The 24,869-nt window shown below is 39.2% G+C and carries 18 protein-coding genes and 1 CRISPR repeat array; of the genes, 3 read left to right on the top strand and 15 right to left on the bottom strand.

From position 1 onward, the window contains the following. Positions 1 to 598 precede the first annotated feature (598 nt). Both C9J34_RS15635 and C9J34_RS15630 read left to right on the top strand, forming a co-directional pair. On the top strand, positions 599 to 1,612 hold the full coding sequence (locus tag C9J34_RS15635) for an ornithine cyclodeaminase family protein (RefSeq protein WP_107841114.1): 1,014 nt from the start codon (positions 599 to 601) through the stop codon (positions 1,610 to 1,612). Between the two features lie 13 nt (positions 1,613 to 1,625). Continuing rightward, the gene (locus C9J34_RS15630) at positions 1,626 to 2,588 is read left to right on the top strand and encodes a threonine ammonia-lyase (protein WP_107841113.1); all 963 of its coding nucleotides are present in this window, start codon (positions 1,626 to 1,628) and stop codon (positions 2,586 to 2,588) included. Between the two features lie 68 nt (positions 2,589 to 2,656). Here C9J34_RS15630 and C9J34_RS15625 read toward each other — a convergent pair whose 3' ends face one another. From C9J34_RS15625 to C9J34_RS15595, 7 genes are all read right to left on the bottom strand, one after another. Beyond that, entirely contained in the window at positions 2,657 to 3,889 is a 1,233-nt protein-coding gene (locus C9J34_RS15625) for an ABC transporter permease (RefSeq protein WP_107841112.1), read from the bottom strand. After that, a complete protein-coding gene (locus tag C9J34_RS15620) occupies positions 3,882 to 4,787 on the bottom strand; it encodes an ABC transporter ATP-binding protein (protein ID WP_107841111.1) in 906 nt (301 codons plus the stop codon). Before C9J34_RS15620 ends, C9J34_RS15625 begins: the two co-directional genes overlap by 8 nt. A 62-nt stretch (positions 4,788 to 4,849) precedes the next feature. Then, entirely contained in the window at positions 4,850 to 6,463 is a 1,614-nt protein-coding gene (locus tag C9J34_RS15615) for a MutS-related protein (protein ID WP_107841110.1), read from the bottom strand. A 362-nt stretch (positions 6,464 to 6,825) separates the two neighbouring features. Next, on the bottom strand, positions 6,826 to 7,338 hold the full coding sequence (locus C9J34_RS15610) for an N-acetylmuramoyl-L-alanine amidase (protein WP_107841109.1): 513 nt from the start codon (positions 7,336 to 7,338) through the stop codon (positions 6,826 to 6,828). A 241-nt stretch (positions 7,339 to 7,579) separates the two neighbouring features. After that, a complete protein-coding gene (gene pcp, locus C9J34_RS15605) occupies positions 7,580 to 8,173 on the bottom strand; it encodes a pyroglutamyl-peptidase I (RefSeq protein ID WP_107841108.1) in 594 nt (197 codons plus the stop codon). A gap of 137 nt (positions 8,174 to 8,310) precedes the next feature. Continuing rightward, positions 8,311 to 8,703, bottom strand: coding sequence for a hypothetical protein (locus C9J34_RS15600; RefSeq protein WP_107841107.1), 393 nt, complete (start codon positions 8,701 to 8,703; stop codon positions 8,311 to 8,313). A 141-nt stretch (positions 8,704 to 8,844) separates the two neighbouring features. Beyond that, complete coding sequence (locus C9J34_RS15595; RefSeq protein WP_107841106.1) at positions 8,845 to 9,993, bottom strand: toxic anion resistance protein; 1,149 nt, start codon at positions 9,991 to 9,993, stop codon at positions 8,845 to 8,847. A 181-nt stretch (positions 9,994 to 10,174) separates the two neighbouring features. Between C9J34_RS15595 and C9J34_RS15590 the strand changes: the two genes are divergently transcribed. Continuing rightward, positions 10,175 to 12,196, top strand: a complete 2,022-nt coding sequence (locus C9J34_RS15590) for a methyl-accepting chemotaxis protein (RefSeq protein ID WP_107841105.1) — start codon at positions 10,175 to 10,177, stop codon at positions 12,194 to 12,196. Between the two features lie 1,603 nt (positions 12,197 to 13,799). Here C9J34_RS15590 and C9J34_RS15585 read toward each other — a convergent pair. The 8 genes from C9J34_RS15585 to cas6 are packed head-to-tail and all read right to left on the bottom strand — an operon-like array spanning position 13,800 to position 23,543. Continuing rightward, complete coding sequence (locus C9J34_RS15585) at positions 13,800 to 15,488, bottom strand: TIGR03986 family type III CRISPR-associated RAMP protein (protein WP_107841104.1); 1,689 nt, start codon at positions 15,486 to 15,488, stop codon at positions 13,800 to 13,802. A gap of 1 nt (position 15,489) precedes the next feature. Then, on the bottom strand, positions 15,490 to 16,032 hold the full coding sequence (gene csx19 / locus C9J34_RS15580) for a type III-D CRISPR-associated protein Csx19 (RefSeq protein WP_193769035.1): 543 nt from the start codon (positions 16,030 to 16,032) through the stop codon (positions 15,490 to 15,492). Next, a complete protein-coding gene (locus C9J34_RS15575) occupies positions 16,029 to 17,333 on the bottom strand; it encodes an RAMP superfamily CRISPR-associated protein (protein WP_107841102.1) in 1,305 nt (434 codons plus the stop codon). The genes csx19 and C9J34_RS15575 overlap by 4 nt, the downstream gene beginning before the upstream one ends. Beyond that, complete coding sequence (locus C9J34_RS15570) at positions 17,320 to 19,392, bottom strand: RAMP superfamily CRISPR-associated protein (protein WP_107841101.1); 2,073 nt, start codon at positions 19,390 to 19,392, stop codon at positions 17,320 to 17,322. The genes C9J34_RS15575 and C9J34_RS15570 overlap by 14 nt, the downstream gene beginning before the upstream one ends. Beyond that, positions 19,362 to 20,843 carry a Cas10/Cmr2 second palm domain-containing protein gene (locus C9J34_RS15565; RefSeq protein WP_107841100.1) on the bottom strand — a complete coding sequence of 494 codons (1,482 nt, stop codon included), beginning with the start codon at positions 20,841 to 20,843 and terminating at the stop codon, positions 19,362 to 19,364. Before C9J34_RS15565 ends, C9J34_RS15570 begins: the two co-directional genes overlap by 31 nt. Next, on the bottom strand, positions 20,833 to 21,717 hold the full coding sequence (locus C9J34_RS15560; RefSeq protein WP_107841099.1) for a DUF6602 domain-containing protein: 885 nt from the start codon (positions 21,715 to 21,717) through the stop codon (positions 20,833 to 20,835). Before C9J34_RS15560 ends, C9J34_RS15565 begins: the two co-directional genes overlap by 11 nt. Then, on the bottom strand, positions 21,714 to 22,625 hold the full coding sequence (locus C9J34_RS15555; RefSeq protein WP_107841098.1) for a DUF6602 domain-containing protein: 912 nt from the start codon (positions 22,623 to 22,625) through the stop codon (positions 21,714 to 21,716). The genes C9J34_RS15560 and C9J34_RS15555 overlap by 4 nt, the downstream gene beginning before the upstream one ends. A 12-nt stretch (positions 22,626 to 22,637) precedes the next feature. Continuing rightward, positions 22,638 to 23,543, bottom strand: a complete 906-nt coding sequence (gene cas6 / locus C9J34_RS15550; RefSeq protein ID WP_107841097.1) for a CRISPR system precrRNA processing endoribonuclease RAMP protein Cas6 — start codon at positions 23,541 to 23,543, stop codon at positions 22,638 to 22,640. Positions 23,544 to 23,781: 238 nt separating this feature from the next. Beyond that, positions 23,782 to 24,620: direct repeats of the CRISPR family, unit length 33 nt; unit sequence ATTTCAATCCATTCTCTCTATACAGAAAGAAAC. Positions 24,621 to 24,869: the final 249 nt, after the last annotated feature.

The following is a 24,869-nucleotide window of genomic DNA, read 5'->3' as shown; positions in this document are numbered from 1 at the left end:
AATAGATTACTTACTATTAATGTATATATTAATAAATTAGAAATATATGTATTATATTTTTTAATTTTCAAATAAATATGCATTTAGAACTAGATTATTTATATAAAAAATATCCTAAGACCTATTTTTTGTTAGAAACATTGTTTTTTTTTGAAAAGACAACGATAAACATAGAAATTAATTGAGAGGTACTAAAGAAACAAGATTAAATTAACTGCCTATTGCCATCCTTCTCAATCTATGATAAATTTATTCCGTATTAACAGCTGTTTTTTGCGCGAAAGCGTAGTGTCAGGTACAGGCTGTGAGGTACCTAGCCTGTGTTCCTTTATTACCAATCAGCAAGAGATGAAGAAACCCCCTACTGATTGAAGGTTCACTTTATTTTGGATTATCAAGTAAATAATATGATGCTTGTTTTTATCCCCGGGTAAAAACAATTTAAGCACTGAATTTCACCCCGTTAGGGCCTTTTTAGGAGGAGTGAAATTCAGTGCTTTATTGTCTTGTTAGAGTATCGTATTTGAACTGGAGGGATGCACAACCAAAATATCAGAATACTCAAAATTTCAAAGTGATTAATGGGAGGTCGATTGTCATGTTCAAAATTCAGATACTCTGTAAAGAAGATGTACAAAAAATACTTTCTATGCACCAGGTAATTGAAGTGGTGGAAAGTGTTTATAAAGCAAAAAATGAAGGTCTAACAGATGTATGGCCAACTGTATTTTATGAATTCTCTCCAGGTAGAGCAGATTTAGATATTAAATCAGGCTATTTAAAAAACAAGCAACTTTTTGGGCATAAAACAGTCACTTGGTTTGGTGATAATACTGAAAAAGGAATTCCTACACTCATTGGTATGATTGCTGTATTTGACGCGCAAACCGGGGCACCGCTTGGCATGACAGACGCTGCCTATATTACGGGTATGAGAACAGGAGCAGCAGGTGCACTAGGAGCCAAATATTTAGCTAGAAAAGATGCTGAAAATTTATTAATTGTAGGTGCTGGGAATCAAAGCATTTTCCAAATCGCTGCTACATTAACAGCAATATCAACGATTAAGAAGGTGCGAGTAGCTGCACAGCAAGCCGGCAATGCAAAAAGTTTTGTCGCAGAGATTCATGATAAACTGCAACAACAATTCGCTATCAACACAGAGCATATTCTATTTGAAGCTGTAGAAAACTTGGAAGCATCTGTACGTGATAGTCATATTATCATTACGGTAACACCTTCAAGAAAACCCGTTATCAAAAAAGAATGGGTACAAAAAGGAACACATTTTTCTTGTATTGGAGCAGATATGGAAGGAAAACAGGAAATCGATGCTGAAATACTCACATCGTCCTTATTATTTGTAGATGATACGAAACATTGTCAAGAAGTCGGTGAAATCGAAATTCCACTTAAACAAGGTATTATACACGAAACGTATATTATTGGTGAGCTAGGCGATTTAATACTAGGCAAAGTAAATGGCAGAATAAACGACGAACAAATAACAATTTTTGATGCAACAGGTATGGCACTGTTAGATATCGCGACAGCTAACGTGGCATTAAAACAAGCGGAACAACATGAAATTGGAACAAAATCTATGATTTAGAAGGAGAGCAAAAATGACATTACATTATCAAGAAATTCAAGATGCTTATACACGCATCAAAAAATACGTACCTACAACACCACTAGAAGAATCTTATTACTTAGGAAATCAACAACAACGCTATTTCTTTAAACTAGAGTCATTTCAAAGAGCAAAAAGCTTTAAAATTCGTGGTGCATTAAATAAAATGATGACACTTACAGCAGAAGAAAAAGAACGTGGCATCGGGACAATTTCTTCTGGCAACCATGGAAGCGCTGTTAGTTATGCTGCTTCAATTCTTGGCATCAAAAATGCCAAAGTGATTGTTCCTAAAAACACACCCCAAAGTAAACTTGATAAAATTAAATACTTTGGTGGAGATGTTATGCTAATGGGGAATAATTACGATGAAGCTCACACGTTGGGCATGGCCTATATTGAGGACAATGGTCTTACATTTATCGATGCTTATTATAGGGATCCTAAAATATATGCTGGTCAAGGAACCATTGCTATCGAAATTTTAGCGCAACAACCTAATATTGATACAATTGTTGTGCCAATCGGTGGCGGTGGTTTAATTACCGGTATTGCGGTTGCCGCAAAATTTATCAAGCCAAGTATCCGTATTATTGGCGTACAAACAGAAGCATGTCCTGCCATGATTCATGCTTATCGAGACAAGACCTTCTACGAAGAATATCCTAGTGAGGAGTCAATATGCGATGCTCTAATTGGCGGCATAGGAAAGTTAAGTTATGCAATGGCACAAGATTATGTTGATGAATTTCTGATAGTTTCAGAAGAATCAATTGCCAAAGCCGTTAGTTTTATGGCAAAGGAAGAAAAATATATTGTCGAAGCAGCAGGTTGTACAGTTGTAGCTGCCATCATGGAGCACCAAGAACAAATTGGTGGACAAAATGTAGCACTTGTTTTATCAGGTGGCAATATTGACGGCAAACTTTTAACTTCTATTTTGGCAAAATATTAAATTCATTTATTCATTAGCTGTATAGACAAAAATGCTTGGAACCCCCGCGGATTCCAAGCATTTTTCTTTTATGTCGTCACCTTAAACACCGTCTTAATTTTTTGAATTAAGCCGCCTGTTGAGTAAGTTAAGACACTGCGTTTATAAAACGATACGCTAAGTAAGTACAGCGCGAATGTTGTTGCTATTAAAATGCTAAGTGAAATTAATGGCTCTAGCACACCTAAATCCGTTGCCCCAATGCGCATTGGCATCACCATCCCTGATGTGAACGGCACGTACGACGCGATTGTCACAAGCAATGTATCTGGGTTTCCTGTTGCTGTCACCATAATAAAGAATGCGACAATAACTAAGATCATCGCAGGCATCATCGCCTGTGAAGCTTCCTCTGGCTTCGATACGAGCGAGCCAAGCAATGCCCCGATAATTAAAAACATGAAAATCGTTACGAGTAAAAATGCGCCAACATATAATAAATATTGACCGTGAAGCTCCGCTAACACTTCGCTCACCATCGTCCATTTCGCACCACCATCCTTTATTTTTAACAAAACAAAGGCTGTGCCAAATAGAACGGCAAACTGCGTTAATGCAACTAAGAAAATACTCATAACCTTCGCTTTAAAATGCGTTTCTGCTTTAACGCTTACTAACAGCATTTCCAATGCACGTGAGCCTTTTTCTGATGCGACATCCGAAGTGACAATGGATAAAAACGAAATAACGAATATATAAACAAGGAAGCCTGCAATATAGGAAATAAACATGCCTGCTGTTTTTTGCTCCTCCGACTTGCCATCTGTCGCTGCTTCATTTAATGTTTTCATTGCAATTTGCGGTGCGGCATTTAACAGTTGTGCCGACTGCTCAGGGCTTAAATTTAATTGATCCATCGCATAAAATTGCCCGATTGTATGCGCAGTTGCCGATAATTGCTGCTGCATGTTTAATGGCAGTGGGTCAAGTGATACTAAGTCGACCGCTAATGTCGTATCAGCTGCTGAAAAGACAAGTGCTGCCACATAGTCCTCTTTTTTCAAGGCTTCTTCTGCTTCTGTCGTAGAGGCAAGCTGTGTCCACACGATATCGCCATCCTCTAGCATTTGACCAACATCAAAGTTGGTTGTATTGACATAAATCAGTTGATCAGGCTCACTGGAAAACAGCGCTTCTTTAATATCTGACCAGAAGAAAAATATAGAAACCCCTATAATATAGAGCAGCGTCATAATAATAAACGATTTGGCCTTCACCTTTTGCTTATAGTTTTCCTTTAATAGAATCATAAACTTAGACATGCGTGGCACCTACCTTGTCTTTGAAAATCTCGTCGAGTGACAAGTAATCTAAACTAAATTTCTCAATATATGTACCATTCGATACGACATCAAAAATGTCCTTCGCATAGTGCTCCTGCTCCAATGTCAGCACATATTGGTCACGTTCTTCTTTGACAGACTTTACACCTTTTAACTTTGCTAGCTTATCCGCAGGCAGCGCTGTACGAATTGTTAGCTTCGTCTTACCATATTGTTTTTTCAAATCTAAGAGCGAGCCCGAAAACAGCGAAACGCCGCGTTTCAATAAGCATAAATGGTCACATAGCTCCTCGACATTATCCATTTGGTGACTTGAAAATAAAATCGTCATCCCTTGCTCTTTTAATAGTAAAATCGCATTTTTTAATAAATCTTTATTCACGGGGTCAAGACCGCTAAATGGCTCATCCAAAATTAAAAACTTCGGACGGTGAATAAAGCTCGCAATTAATTGTACTTTTTGCTGATTCCCTTTTGATAGCGTTTCCGCCTTATCATTGCGCTTTTCCTGTAAATCAAAGCGCTCAATCCAAAAATCGGCTTCCTTTTTGCAATCTGCCTTCGTCATACCACGCAGCTGCCCAAAATAAAGAAGCTGCTCCTCCACTTTCATTTGCGGAAAAATACCGCGCTCCTCTGGCAAATAACCGAGTAGGTCACGATTCACGTTATTAATCGGTGTACCTTCCCACGTAATCGTCCCTTCTGTTGTCTCCTGTAAATCTAATATCATACGAAACGTTGTCGTTTTCCCCGCACCATTTTGACCAATTAAGCCAAAAATCTCACCAGGTGAAATGGAGAAATTTAAGCTTTGTACTGCTGTAAAATCTTTATAACGCTTCGTTACATTTTGTAACACTAACAATAAGTCCAACTCCTCTCTATAAATCCAATAATTATTATACGACTACGTTGTGAAAATGTTTCAAAAATTTTTTACCATCGTCCTGTTGCCACATAATTATTTGACAATTGCTCGGCTTGCTGCACAATGGTCGCTGGAAACTCCTTCAGCTTCAACAAGGCTAACGCATTTTTCACATATGTATCTCCTTTCTGAATAAGGTATGTGAAGCGGATTTCATTATGCTCAATCACCCCTTCAAAATAATAGCCTTCATACATGCCCTCACAAATTTGATATAGCTCAATATCGTGTGATGCGACGAAAGTTAAATTATTTTTTTGTGCTGCTAACCATGTTAAAATCGCCGCAGATGCCGAAATGCGTTCAATCGTATTCGTGCCTTTCAATATTTCATCAATGAATGTTATGCAAAGAATACCTTTTTCAATCGTTTCGAGCATTCTTTTCAATGAATTCATTTCCGCTATGAAGTAGCTCTCCCCCTGAAGCAAGCTATCATTAATCGCAAACGATGTAAAAATAGCCGTTCGCTTCATTTGAAAGGAATCTGCGAAAGCGGTGTTGATGGTTTGTGCCAAAATACAATTTAATGCCAAGCTTTTCATAAAAGTCGATTTCCCCGAAGCATTTGAGCCGGTAATCAACACGTCCCCTGCCGTCGAAAACGTATTTTTCACAGGCTTTTCGAGCAGTGGATGATACATCTCCTCACACGTAACGATCAAATCATCGGTAAATGTAGGAATACTGTATGTATAATGCGTGCGCATATGTAAAATCGAGAAGCACACATCAATTTCAGCAATCCATTCCCAGACGTAAGCGGCAGCCTCTTGCTGATTTTTCAAATGCTTCATAATGCGACGATAAATGAAAAAATCAACGAGGAAAAATGTTCTAAAATAGTCCATGACGATTTCAAATGGCGTCTCTTTATTATTTGAAATCAAATAGCGATATTTATACAGTGGCTTGAGCTTTTTGAGATGTGGCACTAGCTCATCATTGATGTTAAGCTTCGCTATTCTTTTCGCCCCATAAATAATGGAAATCGCATAAAGCAACGAGAAAAACTCTCTTTCATACGCGTCTTTTTTACTTGTGTAAATCAATGTATTCAAGATAATGCAGCCGAAAAATAAGAAAATGGCTATTTTTATACTATAAAAAGCACAGGCTAAGGATAAGAATGGTAGCACACTACATAATGTATAAAGCCATTGCTGTGGGATTTGCTTATCCTCAATTGCCAGCATATAGGCGGAGCTATTCGTTCCGTTTCGTTTCCCAATATCATATAAAATAGGCTGTAGTTTTTCTTGTAAAGCAGGTGACGCCGAAAGCTTTTTTAGAAAAGCTTCTCGCTGTTGATGCGGCTCCCCCTCCAAATGAATTTCTCTTAGCAATGCATAAAGCTTCTCTGAGCCAGGACTTGTATATGTAAACTTTATTCGTTCATACACCTCATCCAAATTCAAATCATGCCATGTGTAATCATCGACGATTTGCGCTGTACGCTTCTTATTGTGCCAATAGCTGCTAACAGATGACAGAGGCTCCTGCCCGTACTGGTGCTTGTGCGCCCAACTTTCCTTGATGCGCCTTCGCTTGTTGCGGTGTAATACAATATTGACAATCAGTGAAAGTAATAAAAAGATGACGACTATAATGGTAATTTTCATTTTCCATTTCCTCCTTTTATTTCTATACGGCTGAGTAGCAAAAAAGTTTCAGTGCGTGTACTTCTCCAGTATAATGGAATAATCGTCCTATTTAACAAAATATACGAATCGGAATATTTATAGGTGGGATTGTCCGAAACACAGGCTAGCGCACCGCTTTTTGGCTGAAATATTCACCATTTAGAAAAGTGATTGTCTTCTTTGAAATATTGAAAACACTGGATTCAACGTCTTTACATTTACTTTTAAAATGAATAAGTAAAACTAGATTTTTCATTATCCGAAGGTATTTTCGACTTTTTGGGCAACCCCATAATAAAAATGCAAGAAACCTCCGCTTGGGTTCCTTACATTTTTATTGTTTACTTTACCGATAATTCCGTCGCAATCGCCACACATATCGCTTCAAAGTGACGCTTGTAGCAAGCAACATCCTCCTGCGAATTAACGAAGCATACTTCAATGAGAATTGCGTCAGGCAAAGTGTTTAAAAAGGCTAAATCCGTGCGACGCTTTGCACCTCGATTGCGCAAACCCCCTGCTGTACTAATTGCCGCGCTCATCGTGGCAGCGAGCTTTTGCATGGTCGGCTTCGCATACAATACTTCTGTCCCGAGCGCGTTTTTTGTTGCCTTTCCGACCGCATTAAAATGCACGCTTATATGCAGCCCTTTGCCCTTTTGATGTGCACCAATTAAATAATTTAAGTTTTGCCGCTGATTTTTGGAAGCGTTGTCGAAAATGACGCGCACATTTACACCTTGTTGTTGCAGCAAATTCGCGACCTGTCGCACAACACGCCTTGCCTCCGTTACTTCATCAATCAAACCAACTGCACCTGTTCCCACATGCCAATGTCCTGCACTAATATTCATGTGTAATCCCCCCTGTTGCTTTATATAGAGGGTTTTGTACAAGAAGGGACTGGGACAAAAGTAGTGATTCGCCCAACCAAAATAAAAATGAGGCTTGCCTGAAAAAAATCATGCTTTTTCAGACAGGCCTCATGTGAATTCGCTCATCGAACAAGGGTTTTCGCTCAACCAAAGCGTAAATTCGCTCATCCAGCACAAGTATTCGCTCAACCAAAGCTCGAATTCGCTCATCCACTCAATATTAGACTAGTGTTTCAATACAAAGCTTGATTGCTGCATTTAAATCTGCCTGTGACCAGCTTGGCACTTTGCCTTCCTCGATTGCTAGCTGATGCGATGCGGGGATATGGATGAAGCCCGCTGGAATCGTGCCCTTCGTTTCATGAAGCAGCGTGTACATGACTAAATTACATACATAAGCACCAGCCGTATTCGAAATAGCTGCTGGGTAGCCCGCCTCTTTCAAACGATTCACCATCGCGCGAATCGGCAACGTAGAAAAATAGCCATCTGCCCCGTCCTCTGCAATCACTTCATCGATTGGCGTGTGACCTGAATTATCCTTTGGGCCATCCATCACATTAATGGCGATACGCTCAGGCGTAATTTTACTGCGACCACCTGCAAGCCCTAGCGCAATGACAGCATCCGGCTTTTCTTCTATTAATAATGCACGAATATGCTTTTGCGCTGCTGCAAATTCAACAGGTAGTACTTTGCTGACAATTTGATACTGCCCGATTGTTTCGCCATCTAATGCTGCGGCAACTTCCGCTGTCGGATTTAATGTAAAATGTAAAAAGGGCTCAAAGCCTGTAACTAATAGTTTCTTCATTGTCAATTCCTCCATCTATCCAATTATAATTATTTATCTCTTACCAACAATCTTTTGTGTACCGAAAGCGTCAGCGGCAGGATGTAAGACCCCCACTGATTGCAGGTTCACTTTATCTAAATGCTGTATTGCCACCCCTAAAATCCGTATTTTCTGAATAATTTATGTAGTAGCGTCTTAACAAAATAAAAAATGATGGCGGCACTTGCACCAAATAGCATAACCACCCCTATTGGCCCACCCGTTGCAGCGAAAGCGAAAAAATAATAGGGAATCATGATGAGCGCACCGAACGCGGCATAAGCTAGTATTTCAAGGGATGGCCATTGCCAAAAGCGATCCAGCAACATGGAAACGGGAATTCCACCTAAAAAATAAGCTGGCGCACTTAGCACTAAAAACATTTGGAACAGCTTTGAAAACGGAAATAAATCTCCCTCTGGTGTAAAGCCTGTGTAGGCAAATAATGCGCTCAGTAACACTGTGGCTAGCAGCGCAATAACACTTTTTCGAGCAATTTCTTTTATCATATACAACCTCAATTTAATTATTTTCTCCTATTTTATCATAAAGTGACGCTTCCATCATGGTGATTTGCCATTCCGCAGACAAGACGTAAAAAGCTGTTGGAAAACACAGGAGCAAACCTGCTTTTCCAACAGCCTGTTTCATTACATTTTCTTTAATTTTTCATACTCTAGTTGTAATTGCTCAATGCGCTTGCGGCCCTCTTCGCGGTTGCGGATTGTTTCCTCTTGAATTTGCTTCGTTTCCTCAATCCCTGCCATAATCGTTTGCCATGTTGTTTCAATCGTATCGATTGTAATGCTTGGGCTACCAGCAGAACGCGCGATATTCACAGAGTTTTGACGAATGTTTTGCGCGTTGCGAACAAGCATCTCATTCGTACGCTTATCAAGCTCAATCATGGAATCAGACACAAGCTTTTGTCGCTGCATCGTTACGGCATGCACAAGCCCCTGTTTGAAAATTGGAATAGTCGTAACAAACGCAGAATTAATTTTCGCAATTAAATGGTTGTTGCCTTGCTGCATTAAACGAATTTGTGGTGCCGATTGGAACGAAACTTGCTGTGCCATTTCTAAATCGTAGCGGCGCTGCTCCAATAGCTCCATTGCACGCTGTACGTTTTCGTACTCTAAAATAGCCATTTGATCGCCTGTATTTGCCTGTGCCTCAAGCGATGGCAACTGGCTATGTAGCTGCTCCACCTTCACCTCTATTGCCGCAATATGCTCACTTAAACTGTGGAAATAGTTCAAGTTTTCATCATACATTTGCTCAAGCTCCATCGTGTTGCGCTTCATTTCCACTTCATATTTTTGAATTTCATTATAAACAACATCAACTTCCTTGTTCATCGTGTCATATTTCGATAATAATTTCTCTAGCTGCTCTTTACTTTTTGAAAACAGGCGTTTAATTAAGCCACCTTTTTTCTCCTCTTTATCGAAATCTTTCGGATCAAAGCGGTCCATAATCGCATTTAAGTTGCGCAGTAGCTCGCTTGAACGCTCCAGCTTACTTGTTTTAATCGACGACAGCATGCGATCAGAAAATGTCGAAATGCCATGCGCTGTTTCCTTCCCAAATTCCAATACGGCAATTTGATTTTGCACATCGATTTTATTTGCCAGCGCGCGCACCTGTGGCTCCTCTTTTAAAGCAATTTGGCGCTTGCGAATTTGTGAGTATTCCTCATTGGACACCAGTTGCTTTGGTTCCGTTTCTACTAACTCATTTGTACTTTTTTCACGCGTATCTAAATCTTCAAATAATGGATTTTTATACTCAGACATACGAATCCCCCAATTCTAATTGTACTACTTATATTGTACATTATTTTTTGACAATACATATACGAAAAAAGCATAAAGAAAGTTTCATTTCTTTTTTTCGACAAAATTTTCTGATTATTCTTCACAATTTAGATTTTGTATATTATCATTGTATAAGTACTGGAAAGGAGCGAAAAAAGCAATGAACATGAAGCTATCATTAAAAGGAAAAATACTCATCCCACTACTTATCACTTTAATTATTGCTTTTATCGCAATGATGCTATTTATTTCAACAATAAACAGTAAAGCGCTGAAAAATGATGCCATGATACAAAGTGAAACGATGTTGGAAAGCACGTCATCCATTATTCATTCTTACTTTACACATTATCGTGATGGTTTAATTCTTCTGACGAAAAATGATCAGTTAATAGAGGCGGCAACTCGCTCTGTTACAACACCTACGATTGAAGTAGATGCCATATTTGAATCTTTGTTGCCATTCACGGAAATTTACGATGGGGTGACCAATGTATATATTAGCTTAAATAATGGTCGCACAATTGCGGCACCGGTTAACGATGTGCCAGCACATATTGATCCGCGCGACCGCCCTTGGTACGTTGGCGCTCTTGAAGCTGGTGATACCGTAATTGGTGAACCCTATGTCGATGCCATTTCTAACGAGAAAGTCATCACGGTTTCTCAGCCACTTTACTCGAAAACCAATCAATTCCTTGGTGTTGTTGGAACAGATATTAGCCTTGCCTACTTAATCGGCACACTAAGTACGATTGATCCCGGCTATGAGGGCGATGTTTTCGTTGTCAATGCTAACGGACATCCCATTGTGCATAAAACAATTGAGGAAGAAAATCTTTTCGAGCATCCATCCTATTCATTTTTAGGTGCACTTGATGCATCTGATTTTACAGTAAACAGCGAGCAAAATGGTAATAATTTAGTTGTTTACAAAAAAATTGAAGGTTTACAATGGATTGTTGGTAGCGATTATGAGATGAAAAATATTAATGCTATCGCAAATTCTACTACAAAAATATTACTGATTACCTTTACCGTTGTATTAATCATTATTACAGCATTAATGCTATTTATTGTAAGCCATATTATTCGCCCGATCACAGCGCTTGAAAAAGTGGCAAAGCAATTGGCGACTGGTGATTTAACAGCAAAATTGCAAGCGACGACAAAGGATGAAGTCGGCAGCTTAGCCACAGCCTTTGGAGATATGGTCAATAAAACGAGTGGCACGATTCATAACATTAAGCAATCTGTTCATCAATTGAGCTTATCCTCAAATAGTTTGACTGCTTATTCAGAGGAAATGAATGCAACGAGTGATGAAATCGCCACAGCGACAATGTCCATCTCTGATGATGCGGCACTCGTCAATACAGAGGCAAACAAAGCAGCAGAGTTATCAGATTCGTTGCAACAGCAAATGCAGAAAATCCATGATAATACAACCGTGCTGTCATCTACTGCCCAAACAGTGGATGAAGTCGGCTCACAAGCGATTCAGCAAATTGATTATTTAGACGAAACCAATCATTCTGTGCAAAATAAAATTCAGCGCATGCAGGAAATTATGACAAAGCTAGAGCAAGACATGGTAAAAATCGAAAGCATCGCGACGTTCATCACAAACATTTCCGGTCAAACGAATTTACTTGCATTAAACGCATCCATCGAAGCAGCACGCGCTGGCGAACATGGCAAAGGCTTTGCGGTCGTAGCAGACGAGGTACGCAAATTGGCGGAGCAATCAGCCCAAGCAGCAGCAGATGTCCAACTCTCGATTCAAGAAATTTTAAACCAATCCAAAGTGGCAACATCTGAAATGCAAGCAACCAACGAGCAATTCTCGATTCAACTCAACGCTGTCGAAAAAACGACATCTGCCTTCCAGCAAATGTCACAGCACGTAACCGACATGCTGGCAGCTATCCATACAATCGATGAAGAAGTGTCCTCAGCCACTTCCCTCTCATCGACAATCCAGCAACAAATGCACGAAATCTTAAACGCCAGCGACCAAACACTTGCCGCAACGGAACAAGTAACCAGCTCCACCCTAGAACAAACCGAAGCAACCAAAACTGTCGCCATGGCATCCGAGGAGCTCCTCATGATGAGCCAAGAAATGGAACAACAAATTGATCAATTTAAGGTGGGTGCGGATGGTCCGCATAATGAATGAATAAGAAACGCAAGAGAAGCTGCTGTATAGTGGCTTCTCTTGTGGTTTTTGGGGGTGAGGTTTAATGGATGGGCGAAGCAAAAGCTAGTAAATCTGTACAAGTAGGCGGTGTAATATTTTAATCTCTTCTTTTAGTGAGGAAAGAAACTTACAATAATTAGAAATCAGGTATTGGCTAACATGTTTCAATTCGTTCTCTAAAAACTAGGTTGAAGTGAAGTGTTTAAATACCAGTATGATTTCAATCTATTTTCTCTAGATAGAGAGAAACTTAATGCCCCAACGTCCAATCATCTGTATAGATATATTTCAATCCATCCTCTCTATGTAGAGAGAAACTTAAGCCAAATGATATTGTCGGAATACAGACCTTTATTTCAATCCATGCTCTCTATGTAGAGAGAAACATTCGATCAACGCCCCAGCCAAACTGTTGTAATAATATTTCAATCCATTCTCTCTATGTAGAGAGAAACAAGGTGAGAAAGTGAAAACGCCAATTAATTTTAATATTTCAATCCATTCTCTCTATGTAGAGAGAAACATGTCTTCCACAGTTTGAGGAAGGATTGCTATTAGCATTTCAATCCATTCTCTCTATGTAGAGAGAAACAAAATACTACAGTGCTATTGTAGCACACAAAGGAATTTCAATCCATTCTCTCTATGTAGAGAGAAACTGCGAAAAATCATATAAAAATAATATTTATCCCTATTTTTCACTAAAAAATAAACTTATAGGGTTATATTAACCTAATTATTTTCCCATTTCAATGGAAAACAATCTGCTTTATTGGTGCGAATCCCCCTAGTAAATCATGTGCGCTTCACATTCGCACTCACTATTCACTAATTCCGTCTGTTTTTATTCCATTTTTTAGGACTCAAAATATTGTTAACTATGCTCCTTCCTTACCCTTTGTTGAGCTACTTTGAAGTTTAAAGCCACAATATATATTTTTTCATTACCTAAAACTTGTAGCATTTTAATTTCTATCTTTATATGTAGAGAGACAGATTGCTCAAATTTTTAGTGAATTTCAGTTTAGCTATTTCAATCCACTCTCTCTATACAGAGAGAGACTGATGATTTAGAAGCTAACCTTATTAGCGAAATATTTCAATCCACACTCTCTATACAGAGAGAGACCGGGCTCAAATTGGATGATTTCGAGTCATGGAGTATTTCATTCCACTCTCTCTATACAGAGAGAGACTTGATACTAAAGAGCCGACTTCTACAATTGAAGCATTTCAATCCACTCTCTCTATACAGAGAGAGACCCATCAATGCGGACAGCGCCTGCGCCTGTGTCTGATTTCAATCCACTCTCTCTATACAGAGAGAGACTGTGAAAATTCATATAAAAATAGCTTTTATCACTGATTTTCACTAAAAAATTAGATTCTAAGGTCATATTAACCTAATTAACCTTCCATTTCAATGGAAAACAAGTTGTTTTATTGGTGCGAATCCCCTTAGAAAACCATGTTTACTTCACATTCGCACCAGTTGTTAAGAACGTTTAAAATTCAGCTAAAATACGTAAGTTTCATATATCTTTAAGTTCTTGCAAAATAATTATACTTTTTTTACCCTCAACTATTTTTCAGCTTGCTTAGGTTCGAATTCTTCCTCTATCGTTGGTAAAACTTGATTAAAATAATTCTTCTCCATGTTTTTAGCAAACCACTTATGTGAAGCTGTAGCATTAACTCCCTGTTTTTCACTATACACTTTGGGATATTGAATTTGCTCTTGGAAATCTGATGGATATTGCATAATATGAAGCAATGCTTCTGCTTTCTTATTCATTTCATCTATATTAGGATAACTTATATCATACTTTCCGAATTTCCATTGTCCTGACTTTTTATCAATAGTACGTGCCATAATTTCATCAATCCTAATTTGAACACTTCCAAAACCCAATGGCTTCGCTCTGCCTATTTTATGTGCATGAGCTGTTGAATTACCAAAATCCAATGTCCAACAAATCTGCTTTAATTCTTCCTTAGTTAATTGTTCAAAGTAAACAGTAAAAACAAATTCACTGCCTCCCTCTAAAGGTTGTATATTACACTCCATCTTAGGAACCTTCTCATCTGGATCTACAGGCTTTAATAGGTGGTTAGCCACTTTATGGTGCCAATAAAACTTGCGCCCTCTTATTTTGAGTTCATTAGGCTTTAAAGCTATTCGCTTTTTCCCTATTTTATAATAATCATATGTCCAATATTTTTCCCGAATATTTGCAGATGCTTCTGTATAAAACTCCACTGCACCAGGCTTCGGTTCACCTAAAGCGGGTAATCTGATTATGTCTCTAGCATTTGATATTTCAGATATAGACACAGCATCACCAAAACGTACACGGGAAGCACGTGCATCTGTCTTGCTTACAAACCCGAATAGATTACATACGGGACACATTTCTACCGAACACTCACAAGGGTTATAACCCCCTTGTTTGTCTAAAAGAGTTTGTAGTGTTTTCATAAACACTTCTTGTGAAATAGCAGCTGGGGCTAAATAGCCTACAGTTCCGTTATGTTCATAGTAATATACTGGTAAAATCAAATCTTTATTTAATGGCAATTGTTGATTTTTAATCTTTTTAAAAAGCTTCATATATTCTTGATAACCACTATGCCTGTTACTATTTTTATTGTTATTTTCATATAACAACAATATTTGCTCTAAACGCTCAATTTCTGAAGACTTTATCGAAATACTCTCTCCTTCTGGGCAGAATAGTAATTTAGAAACACCCTTAGGGCCATACTCCCCTCTATGAACAAATGCTTTTTTCCAATTTTCTTGTCCGTCTTTATTCTGATCAGTGAAATAAAGGTTGCTAGTTTTGAAATTAGGTTTATAAAATAGACATTTGCCTTCTTGAGAAGTCCATTTACTAGAATTCTTCTCTTTTCTGCATTTCTGTAATTCCCAACCATTTTTCGTTTTTCTGATAATGCCCGGGTACTTTATATCTTTTGACCTTCTATGGAAATATTCAGTGTTCACCTGCGACAAGCAGCCATTAAACGCAGCCTCAAAGACACTCCGAATTGTACCGCGCAGCTCTGAGCCAGGAATTACGGGTGTTTTATCAGCGCCGTAATGAAAAAATTCACTTTTCTGTTGCGCGTCGGGAATAAATAAAGGCGTTAGCGTTTTTAATATACAAGTAATTTTGCCTGTTAAAGGACCTTGACTTGCTGATTTTCTCTCACATTTCCCTACAAGTGGGACAAAATTATAAGGATTAATAAAGCGTTCATCTTTCATCTCAGTTCGCCTCCTCCATCTTCTGATACTCAACCAACCGCTCGTCCACTACAGTGTAACGGAAAGATTGCGCTGTAGCCGGGTCCCATTCTTGGAACGCAAGGTATTTGCGGAAAATCAATACGACTGCATCATCTTTTGCAAATTTCTTTGGGATTGCCAACTCCATACCACGCCCTTCTTCGAGTACACTCCACTCCCCATCACATTTGACACCACTTCCCCAAAGTTTATGCGTATCATCGAAGTAGATTGTTTCCTCTCCTGTACCGTCTTTTCGTAAACGTGCTATAAAGTTGCCATTTACTCTTGTCAATTTTAATTCTTTCTCTGAATCAAAAATGCGAACCTCTTGTATGTAGGCTTCTTCAAACTTTGTATCACCATGTAGCTGTATGTTTCCATTCACTAGCTTGCCGAAATAAACTGCTTGGTCTGCCATGACATACATATCGCCATTCTCTTGGGCTCTAATGCAAGTTAAAAGTTCATCTTGTGAAATAGATTTTATTTCTCTTTCAGATTTCCCCGATTTATGCTTCATTTTTTCTCCCCCCATTTGACAATCGCATTTACAGCCGCTTGATATTTAGTTGTATCTGTCTGTTCCTCTGCTTCAAACACCCCTCGACCAATAGCCGTTTCTCCGCCAATAGCTAGCAAGCCGCTTGCTAAATCATTGCTCACCCATTGCAGCATACCCTTGATAGCATTATCGTCTAATACATCTGGCTGCACTATAGCATTGTCATCTACTGACTCTCGTTTCGTGTGCCAGCGAATTACCAATGTTGTTTCACCTTTTGCGGCAGGCTCACCTGTAAATAAAGCACCGCTAATCGTTGCGCCGGAAAAACGGTCAATCGCATTACGTGTGACTTTGACACTTTGTGCACCCCTAACGACCGTTTCCTCAAAGATAAGTCTTGAGGCTCTGCTTGGTTTGTTTTCGTCATGCTTTGCGCCAAATAATTCTTCGATAATGCCATCTGTTGCGTATTCGGCAAAATCTGTTTTTAAAATTTGTGTTAAACGGTGGCGGAAAGCTCCTGCCCATGTAGACCCTGGGATGACAGGCTCATTCGATTTATTTGTCAAGTGACTGTAATCTACATCTTCCTCTGCTCGATAATCTCGAATTAACAAGGTTTGTGCGATCTTTAATCGTAGCTCGAAATGCCCCATAGCGTGCTTTTTAACTGTTTTATAAGCTGTCCACTCTTCTTCCGACGCAATATCTTGCCATGACCAATCCAGCCAATCCTCAATATGCCCTTGCACACTATAATCAAATTTCTTCATTTTGACCAAGCGCACATCTAACTTACCAAAGCCTCGATTGCTTTTACCACCTAGTGTGATATGCCCGTGTTTAAGCGCCGCAATCATTTGCCTAATGAGCTGCTCGTCACGCGCATAGTCCGCTCTGTCACGTGTAATCCATTCCAAACGAATCGTATAGGGCGTGCCACTTTCCACGATTTCCATATCAAATTTCCCCATTTTTTCAGCGACTTTATTGCCATCCTGCAATTTGACGCCATCACGTATACCTATATCTTCTTGTTGTGCGTCTAACTTCATATCCGACACATATAAGCGACTTTGAAAAATATCTGCACCGAATAGCGAGACAATTTGCTTCTCGTCATCGGAATAAATACGTAGCAACTGCTGTCGTAATGCCCCTGCAAGCGCACTACCTGTCATAAAGGGCTCGCCAAGATGATTGCGGGTTACGTCCATTTGCGTCTGCTCATCTAAGCCAGAGCCTGCTAAAAGGGGTGAGGCAAGTGTTCCTGTTATTTGAATATACATTCGCTGCTGTATTTTACTTGTTGTCATCTGCTCGCACCTCCAACTTTAGCGTATGGAAAAAGGCTTTTAAGAAGTCCTCTGATTTTTCAGGAAGCTCTATGTTAAGTTTTTCATAGATACTTTTTACATTCTCTTTTTTAGTAAATCTTTCTTCCTCGTATTGAGCTTTCTTTAAGAAATGCTCAGCCAACTGATAGATTTTCGTTTGCCCAATGGCTTTAATCGCTGGGTCTTTTGCAAATTCCTTCGCCGCTCCCCTTGCTTCCTTTTTATCAAGCTCTTTTTGCTGACGTGTGCAAAGCTCTTTTTGTATCAAGGATAGCAACTTTTCGTCTGACTGCGCTACATCTTGTACAGGTTGCCAGTGCTTATTTTCGACTGTAAATTTCTGAGGTAAATGCTTATCAGACAGCACTCGCACCTTACCACAGCCATGTGCAGTGTCGCTTCCCCATAAGGTTTTTTCGACCGTTTGCCAATCAACATCTTTCTCTGCAGAAACAAGCAACACTGTGCCTGCATCAAACGCTACCTTTTCTTGCTTCGGTAAACGCCATTTGGCATTGTAGCCCTTCAAAATCGTTTGTTTTAAAAATGTTTTTTCGATTGTGATAGCGACGCCTAGTGTACTTTCGATTTGGCTGATGAATAGTTGCGGATCTGCTACGTAGCGTCCTGTTTTGTCCTGTAATGCGAGCGGCGTTTCGCAATAAATGGCTACTTTTTTGTCATTTTTCACCGCTTTATCTTCTTTTGATAATTTGCACAGTGGTAGGAGCGTTGCCTCCCCATATTCAGCAGTTCTCGAACGCCCTAGCTGAATCTTGTTGCCGCGCTTTGCAAGCAATGCCATCAATAACGCAATGTCACTCGCATTTCCACGCAGTGTACCAACAAAGCTTTGCCCACGGCTTAATGCGGTATAGTAATAAAACTGTCCTTTGTTGCCGTCTACACCTTTACCCTCCGCTTCCTTCGCATCATTCAGCGCCCTGCCGATACGGCGGTCATCTGGTCGTGCATGGTGCATACGCATTTCCTTTTTCGGCTCATGCAATAGCAACTTCTCGCCATCAATAAATGCTAGTTGATTGATTTTGCGCACAAGCGGTGGGTCGCTAAAGCCCTCACGATAGGCAGCACTTCCATGCTTTTCACGCTGAATATGTAACGGACATGGTGTGAATACCTGCCCATTAATTTCAGGGTAGGCATAGCCAAATGATATGCCACCTCGTAAAAATAAACGGGCGAACTCCTCATCTCTATGTGCCTCGTTCTCTAACTTACGCGCTTGAATATAAAGACTTGCAAAAACGCCTAATAAAGTACTGCCTGAAATAAAATTAGCACAGCTATCGTATAGTCCTTCATTGCCAGCAAGCAACACGGGCTGCTGTAGGGTAATACGGAATGGCTGCTCCATTTCAGTTGTTGTGCTAGAGGGTGAATTTTCTACCCCTACCTCTTTATCTGTTATATTTACAGGTGAAAGCGTACACGTCACCTCACCTAAGCCTCTTGTACGTCCATAGCCTAGATGGCGCAGTGCCTTGACACAAGCCTCTAAAAACTCATAGTCGCCCTCATTATCAAGTGTAATACTACTTTTAAACGTTAAACCTCGATTAATAACCCGCATGGAACGTAGCGAACCTGTCTTTGCTTGTCCACTGTTATGGTCAATCGCTGTTTTCGTATGTACCATCGTCCAAAGTGCCAGTATCTCACCCGAATTTTTATCATGTAGCCCTTGTTTCAGTGCGTCCATATTTTCAATGGGCTCGACCTTTTCTTTGAAATACCACTCAGGGATTTGATACAGCGTGGCATCGTATATTTTAAAGCCGCCGCTTCCGCCTTCGCCAATCTTGCCAAATAAAATATCAACCTTGTCGTTTTCCGTATAGCCCCAATCCACAAGCTCCTTCGCCATATGACGCAGCGCCCCCTTTAGACGCTTTGCTGGAATCACAGGAAACCCTTGCTCATGTGTGATTTCATGGTCAATCAAGCCTGCCACACTATCGCCACTGCCAGGGCTTAAATCGCTAGTTAATGTGATGAAAAGCTCATACTGTCGCATTTGCTTCCTCCCTCCTTTTGGACAAACTCCAATAAGCGTAACGCATTGAAAAGAATTGTATCCTCCACTTTTTCTAAGCTGTAACCGCGAGATGCCGCCTCATCCTTCACCAACTCCACTGCCTCCTCACCCGATAAGTAAGCCTCATATAGCTGAATTAAGCGTGAGCGTGGCCAATTTGCGGTTAAGCATTTGCTTACATTTAATAATTTTTCCATTTCATCCGTAGTATAAGCCTCACCGCCCAAATCACCAAGCGCGGCAAGCTGCTCGTCCATCGTTTGAACATAGCTGCCACGAACGATATAGAAATCAAGGTAGGAACCACTTTTCTCATTGTTATAATATCGCTTCTTCGCACGCTGACAGCACTGCTCTGCAATATCATAGGCTAATTGGAAAGGGAAATGGCTGTGGACAAGTGCAATACCCGCACAGGCATAAATATGATCTTCCTTGCCTTGGACATCTAAGTTCTCTAAAAATTTTTGCGTAAACTCAATGCCCCAATCCGCTTGGCAAATAAATGTAATATCATCACCGTCCAAAATCAAAGGACGCAATGGAATGTTATCTTTTCCATGCATTACATCCTGCACTGTTTGTGAGAAAATGGTGCGGAAATAGCTCGTAATTTTTAGCGAACTTGCGCGGTGCTGCTCGATTCCAGCTTTTATCTTCTGAGCTCCCTGCAAGTTTTCTTTCAAGCTTTTCTCTGAGCTGTCCCTCAAATTTCCCTTCAGCCACTCGCCCATACCGTTGCCATCAATATGAACAACCGCTGTATAGCTATCCTCTCCAACTTGACGCTTCATATGTGGTGTTTCTCTCGCAAATTTGTTTGAAATATCCTTGAAGAAGTCCTCTTGGCTAGCTTGTCGTTTTAGCCATTGCTCTGTAGATAGGTATTCCACCTTATCTTCTGCTACAGGATATTTTTTCGTAATCGGCTCGCCCTTAAATGGCTCCTGTGCAAAAACCGGCAAGGTTTGATTCAGTTTTGTGCGCACGATTTTAGACTTCGTTTCGCTTAATTTTTCCATTAAATTGCTATAGATTTTCTCATACGAATCTGCTTCCTCCGAAAATGAAATCGCCTCTGTCACCATCGTTAAAGATGCGCTTTCCTCCAACACCTTTAAAGCGAATTCCTTATTCACTTCGTTATAAACTGCCCAATCGCGATACACCACAAGCGCATTGCCTCCACCGATGTAAATGACCTCACCCTTTGCAGTAGAGTTAGCAAATAAAGTAAATTCTCTTGCTACATCGTCTCTGTGCCATTCTGTCAATATTTCATGCCTATTAGCAATCTCCGTAAAATACTCCTTCACCATATTACCGACAATGAAGGATGCCCCCATATTTTCCTGTAAGCGATTGGAGGCAAAAATATACTCCTGAATACCTGTAATGTCATAGATTGCTAGTAAATAGTCATTTCTCATTTTCTTCAACCTCTCGCTGTAATTTAATAGAATCATTGAACATCTTCGCATAGGAAGCATGCGGGAAAAACATTGGGTTGTTCACTAGCATCAGTAGTTGGTTGAGCTCGAATTTTAGGGAGAGTAAAATATTTGAGTGAATTGTAAAGTCCTGCAAATTCTTTATCACAGCCTCCGCAGCTTTTGTTCCCTCTTTAATGCCCACTAAGTCTTTTCGTTTTTGATAATCGGCATCATACCGTTCATGCCCATAATGATTTAACTCCCTGTACCATTCTTCCAAAGTAGTAAAAGTTTCAGCATTACTTTTTACTAGTTCTTGCTCTTTATTGAGGTACAAAATCATATCAAAAACCACTTTCAAATCTTGAATTTTGTTTTCTTCCATACTAAAAGTACATAGCATAATAATTGGACGTGTAGCTGTTTGGGCTTGACTATTCAGTAAAGCTTGTTGTGTTCTAACATACGAATTTAATACAGGCTGTAAATCTTTGATTGTTTTTACCCAAGCTTTTAAGTTCTCTTTATCAAGTGTTCGACTTTTACTTTGTATGACAATCGCAACCGCTTCAATCGGTATAAACAAAATATTCCCATGATTGAAGATGTATGGCGTGTATTGTTCATCATAAATCGCAATATCAACCTCAGCTGAAATCTGACCAAATGAGTCCATAATAAATACATTTTGTGCTAAGTTATATTTCTTAGGTATAAGCTGATTAAAAACCGCATACCAAACATTTTCTCTGCTCGTACCCGACGTCACATGATGGTTCGGTGTTTCTAATGCTAGCTGGCTTGCAACAGATTGTGCCATATGCTGATAATGCTGAAATAATTGCTTCATCGCTTCCTTATTTTCCATCATATGTTCCCACCTATCCCGTTAAATGCCTTGACATAAGAGGCGTGTGGGAAAAATATCGGATTATTGATTAACATTAATAACTGATTGAGCTGAAATGTTAAGGATAGCAAGGCATTTTGTTGTTGTTCTTCTTTAATTCCATTTTTATAAACATTTAGCTCCATTAAGGTGCGTTCTGTCGGTATTTCATTTTTATAAGCTAACTTATCTAATTTATCTAAAATATCTCGGTCATAACGTTCTTCATTTACATAATGATTTAATTGCTTGTACCAGTAATCAAGAGACGCTTCTTCATTCGTCACTTTTTTTGTCAGTTTTTCACCATCTCCTATCTTTTGCACCTGTAGCACAATATCAAATTTCCCCTGACCTGTTTCATCTGTCGCACACAGGATTGTAATTGGGCGTGTAGAAGTCTGTGTTACTTTACGTGGCTCTTTATTAGGCTCTTTTTCAATCTGATTTTGAAGTTCTGCATACAATTTATCAACTGTATTATTCACTAAGCCCTGTTGAATACGCACATAAGCATTCATATCCGTTTTTAACGCTTGAATTTCCTTAAGCCACTCCTGTGATTCTTTTAAATCTTGTGCCCCGCACAGCACCACGGCAAACACCGCCTCAATCGGAATGTACTTAATGACACCGTAGTTGAATATGTAGGGTGTGTACTGCTCATCATATATGGCAATGCTCACTTTGGGCGAAATTGTTTTATAGGAATCAATAATATACACATTCGTTTCAATATTATATTTCGTTGGTACAATCCGCTTAAATACAGGTAGCCAAATATTTTCCGTATTTTCCTTGTCAATCTTTAGCTGTGCGATAATGCTTCCTTCTAAATTAAGATAATTTTCCGATAATTTATTAATGACCTTTGTACCATCCTTCTTCATCTTTTCACCTCATTAATTATAATCAATCGTATATCGCCCAAAACCGTGTGTCGGATTTCTGCCAATATGCAGTATTTGTCCTGCCTGCAACAATGGCGTAAAGGGCGTAATATCCCCCTCATAACAAGCCCAACCTGTAATGGTTTCCATTTTTAACTCGTTATTTTTTTGATTCATCGAATATCTTCTAAATTCATCAGCTTGCCACTGTGCCTTGTTTGTCTTGATTTCTCTTGCCTCTGCCAACATTTCCTCCTCGTCCCATTCCAGTTGATGCCCTGCATAAGCGTGAGATAATAAACTGATACGCCTTGTCGTCGCACGAATGATATCCTCAAACGAGGGCTCAGTAATTAATTGCTTGCTTTTTTCTAGACGCAACGGCACAGCGAACTGTATAAAGGCATGAGATGCTTGTTGCTCCATGCAATCTAGTGGATGTCTCACTGCATTTTCTATCCATTTCTTTTTGTTATAGTACACTAATTTTTGAGTTGATGGATTTGTAATTTTCAACAACGTAAACGGAATTCGCTCAGAACCCCAACCAAATTGCTCAATGCGTCTAAGCATCTCCACAATTAATTCCATACGCTGACTCGCTTGACCAAATAACGTTATCTCAAACTCACAAATGTCCCCCGTCTGCCAATTAGTTTTGCCTGTCGTTAATACGTGAAGTACAAATGGATTAACCGATCCTGCTGGATTTCCTGGTGATGTAAAATACTTCGTAAAGGCACAATCCTCCGCAAGTGCACACGTAGAACACCTTACCTTTGGTGTTAGACATACCATCCTTCTCAAACTATGCCCTAACAACCCTCGTACCGTAGAACCAAGATATGGTGGTAAATTACCACTTTTTCGCGCTTCAAATGTTGCGCGTAATGTTACCCAAGTCATATATGTAAACATCCGTATAGCTCCTAATATCTTGTCTAAAATAGGATAAAATCCCTCATTATCCATTTCATTTATTTATAACATATTTCCTATCTACTGAAAATACCCTTCACCAATATTTATAACCACAACAAAAACGCATCAATTTAGAAAAGTGTCTCTAAATTGATGCGTTTGGTTTTTAATAGGAAATTACCTTTCATAATACAGATGAATGGCTAAGAGTTATGAGTGACATAGACTTTACGCAATTTCGATCCATTCTCTCTATACAGAAAGAAACTCTAGATACTGGCAATTTCCTAATATGGCATGTAATTTCAATCCATTCTCTCTATACAGAAAGAAACGTGACATTGTTGACGCAGCTACGAATCAATGTACTATTTCAATCCATTCTCTCTATACAGAAAGAAACCAAAATTCGACATCTAGTGGTAGATTTGTCTACGATTTCAATCCATTCTCTCTATACAGAAAGAAACTCTCTGCACTTATATTATAATGAATATATTTTTATTTCAATCCATTCTCTCTATACAGAAAGAAACGGGAGGGAGGACGGAGCGGCTTTATCTTTTGGGGTATTTCAATCCATTCTCTCTATACAGAAAGAAACAAAAGCCTTTGTAGTAGTATTTAAAAGTATAAAAATTTCAATCCATTCTCTCTATACAGAAAGAAACCGCCTAAATCATTTGTGTACCTTATATTGCCATATTTCAATCCATTCTCTCTATACAGAAAGAAACACTCTTCTTTCGTCGCTTTTCCTTCAACTTCTACATTTCAATCCATTCTCTCTATACAGAAAGAAACAGCAAGCTGCAAATGCTTTCGCCTTTAATCGTTTATTTCAATCCATTCTCTCTATACAGAAAGAAACTAGAATTCAGAGGTTTGAGCCAAGGGCTTATTGACATTTCAATCCATTCTCTCTATACAGAAAGAAACATAATGGTTACAACGTAGGAGACATGTTTACATCATTTCAATCCATTCTCTCTATACAGAAAGAAACGATAGCCAGTTTTACTAATGCACCAGGAATGTTTAATTTCAATCCATTCTCTCTATACAGAAAGAAACTGTGAAAAAGCACATAAAAACAATATTTATCGCAAATTTCCACTAAGTAATAAATATATATGACTATATTAACCTAATTACTTTCCCATCTCAAAGAAAAAATCTTTGTTTTATTAGTGCGAATCTCCTTAGTAAATCATGTTCACTTCCCATTCGCACCAACTAAAATTTTTGATAATAAAGACTATATATCTATTCACTAGTGTCGCATTAAAATAATTAATTGCACTATTGTAAAATGAATTTTCT

This window comes from Metasolibacillus meyeri (assembly GCF_003049505.1).
Taxonomy (GTDB): Bacteria; Bacillota; Bacilli; order Bacillales_A; family Planococcaceae; genus Metasolibacillus; species Metasolibacillus meyeri.
This window is presented reverse-complemented; position numbering and strand designations above follow the sequence as displayed.

Excerpts from the sequence above, each read along its gene's own strand:
- C9J34_RS15635 (WP_107841114.1), top strand. The coding sequence starts at position 599 with ATGTTCAAAATTCAGATACTCTGTAAAGAAGATGTACAAAAAATACTT.
- C9J34_RS15630 (WP_107841113.1), top strand. The coding sequence starts at position 1,626 with ATGACATTACATTATCAAGAAATTCAAGATGCTTATACACGCATCAAA.
- C9J34_RS15625 (WP_107841112.1), bottom strand. The coding sequence starts at position 3,889 with ATGTCTAAGTTTATGATTCTATTAAAGGAAAACTATAAGCAAAAGGTG.
- C9J34_RS15615 (WP_107841110.1), bottom strand. The coding sequence starts at position 6,463 with ATGAAAATTACCATTATAGTCGTCATCTTTTTATTACTTTCACTGATT.
- C9J34_RS15610 (WP_107841109.1), bottom strand. The coding sequence starts at position 7,338 with ATGAATATTAGTGCAGGACATTGGCATGTGGGAACAGGTGCAGTTGGT.
- pcp (WP_107841108.1), bottom strand. The coding sequence starts at position 8,173 with ATGAAGAAACTATTAGTTACAGGCTTTGAGCCCTTTTTACATTTTACA.
- C9J34_RS15600 (WP_107841107.1), bottom strand. The coding sequence starts at position 8,703 with ATGATAAAAGAAATTGCTCGAAAAAGTGTTATTGCGCTGCTAGCCACA.
- C9J34_RS15595 (WP_107841106.1), bottom strand. The coding sequence starts at position 9,993 with ATGTCTGAGTATAAAAATCCATTATTTGAAGATTTAGATACGCGTGAA.
- C9J34_RS15590 (WP_107841105.1), top strand. The coding sequence starts at position 10,175 with ATGAACATGAAGCTATCATTAAAAGGAAAAATACTCATCCCACTACTT.
- C9J34_RS15585 (WP_107841104.1), bottom strand. The coding sequence starts at position 15,488 with ATGAAAGATGAACGCTTTATTAATCCTTATAATTTTGTCCCACTTGTA.
- csx19 (WP_193769035.1), bottom strand. The coding sequence starts at position 16,032 with ATGAAGCATAAATCGGGGAAATCTGAAAGAGAAATAAAATCTATTTCA.
- C9J34_RS15575 (WP_107841102.1), bottom strand. The coding sequence starts at position 17,333 with ATGACAACAAGTAAAATACAGCAGCGAATGTATATTCAAATAACAGGA.
- C9J34_RS15570 (WP_107841101.1), bottom strand. The coding sequence starts at position 19,392 with ATGCGACAGTATGAGCTTTTCATCACATTAACTAGCGATTTAAGCCCT.
- C9J34_RS15565 (WP_107841100.1), bottom strand. The coding sequence starts at position 20,843 with ATGAGAAATGACTATTTACTAGCAATCTATGACATTACAGGTATTCAG.
- C9J34_RS15560 (WP_107841099.1), bottom strand. The coding sequence starts at position 21,717 with ATGATGGAAAATAAGGAAGCGATGAAGCAATTATTTCAGCATTATCAG.
- C9J34_RS15555 (WP_107841098.1), bottom strand. The coding sequence starts at position 22,625 with ATGAAGAAGGATGGTACAAAGGTCATTAATAAATTATCGGAAAATTAT.
- cas6 (WP_107841097.1), bottom strand. The coding sequence starts at position 23,543 with ATGTTTACATATATGACTTGGGTAACATTACGCGCAACATTTGAAGCG.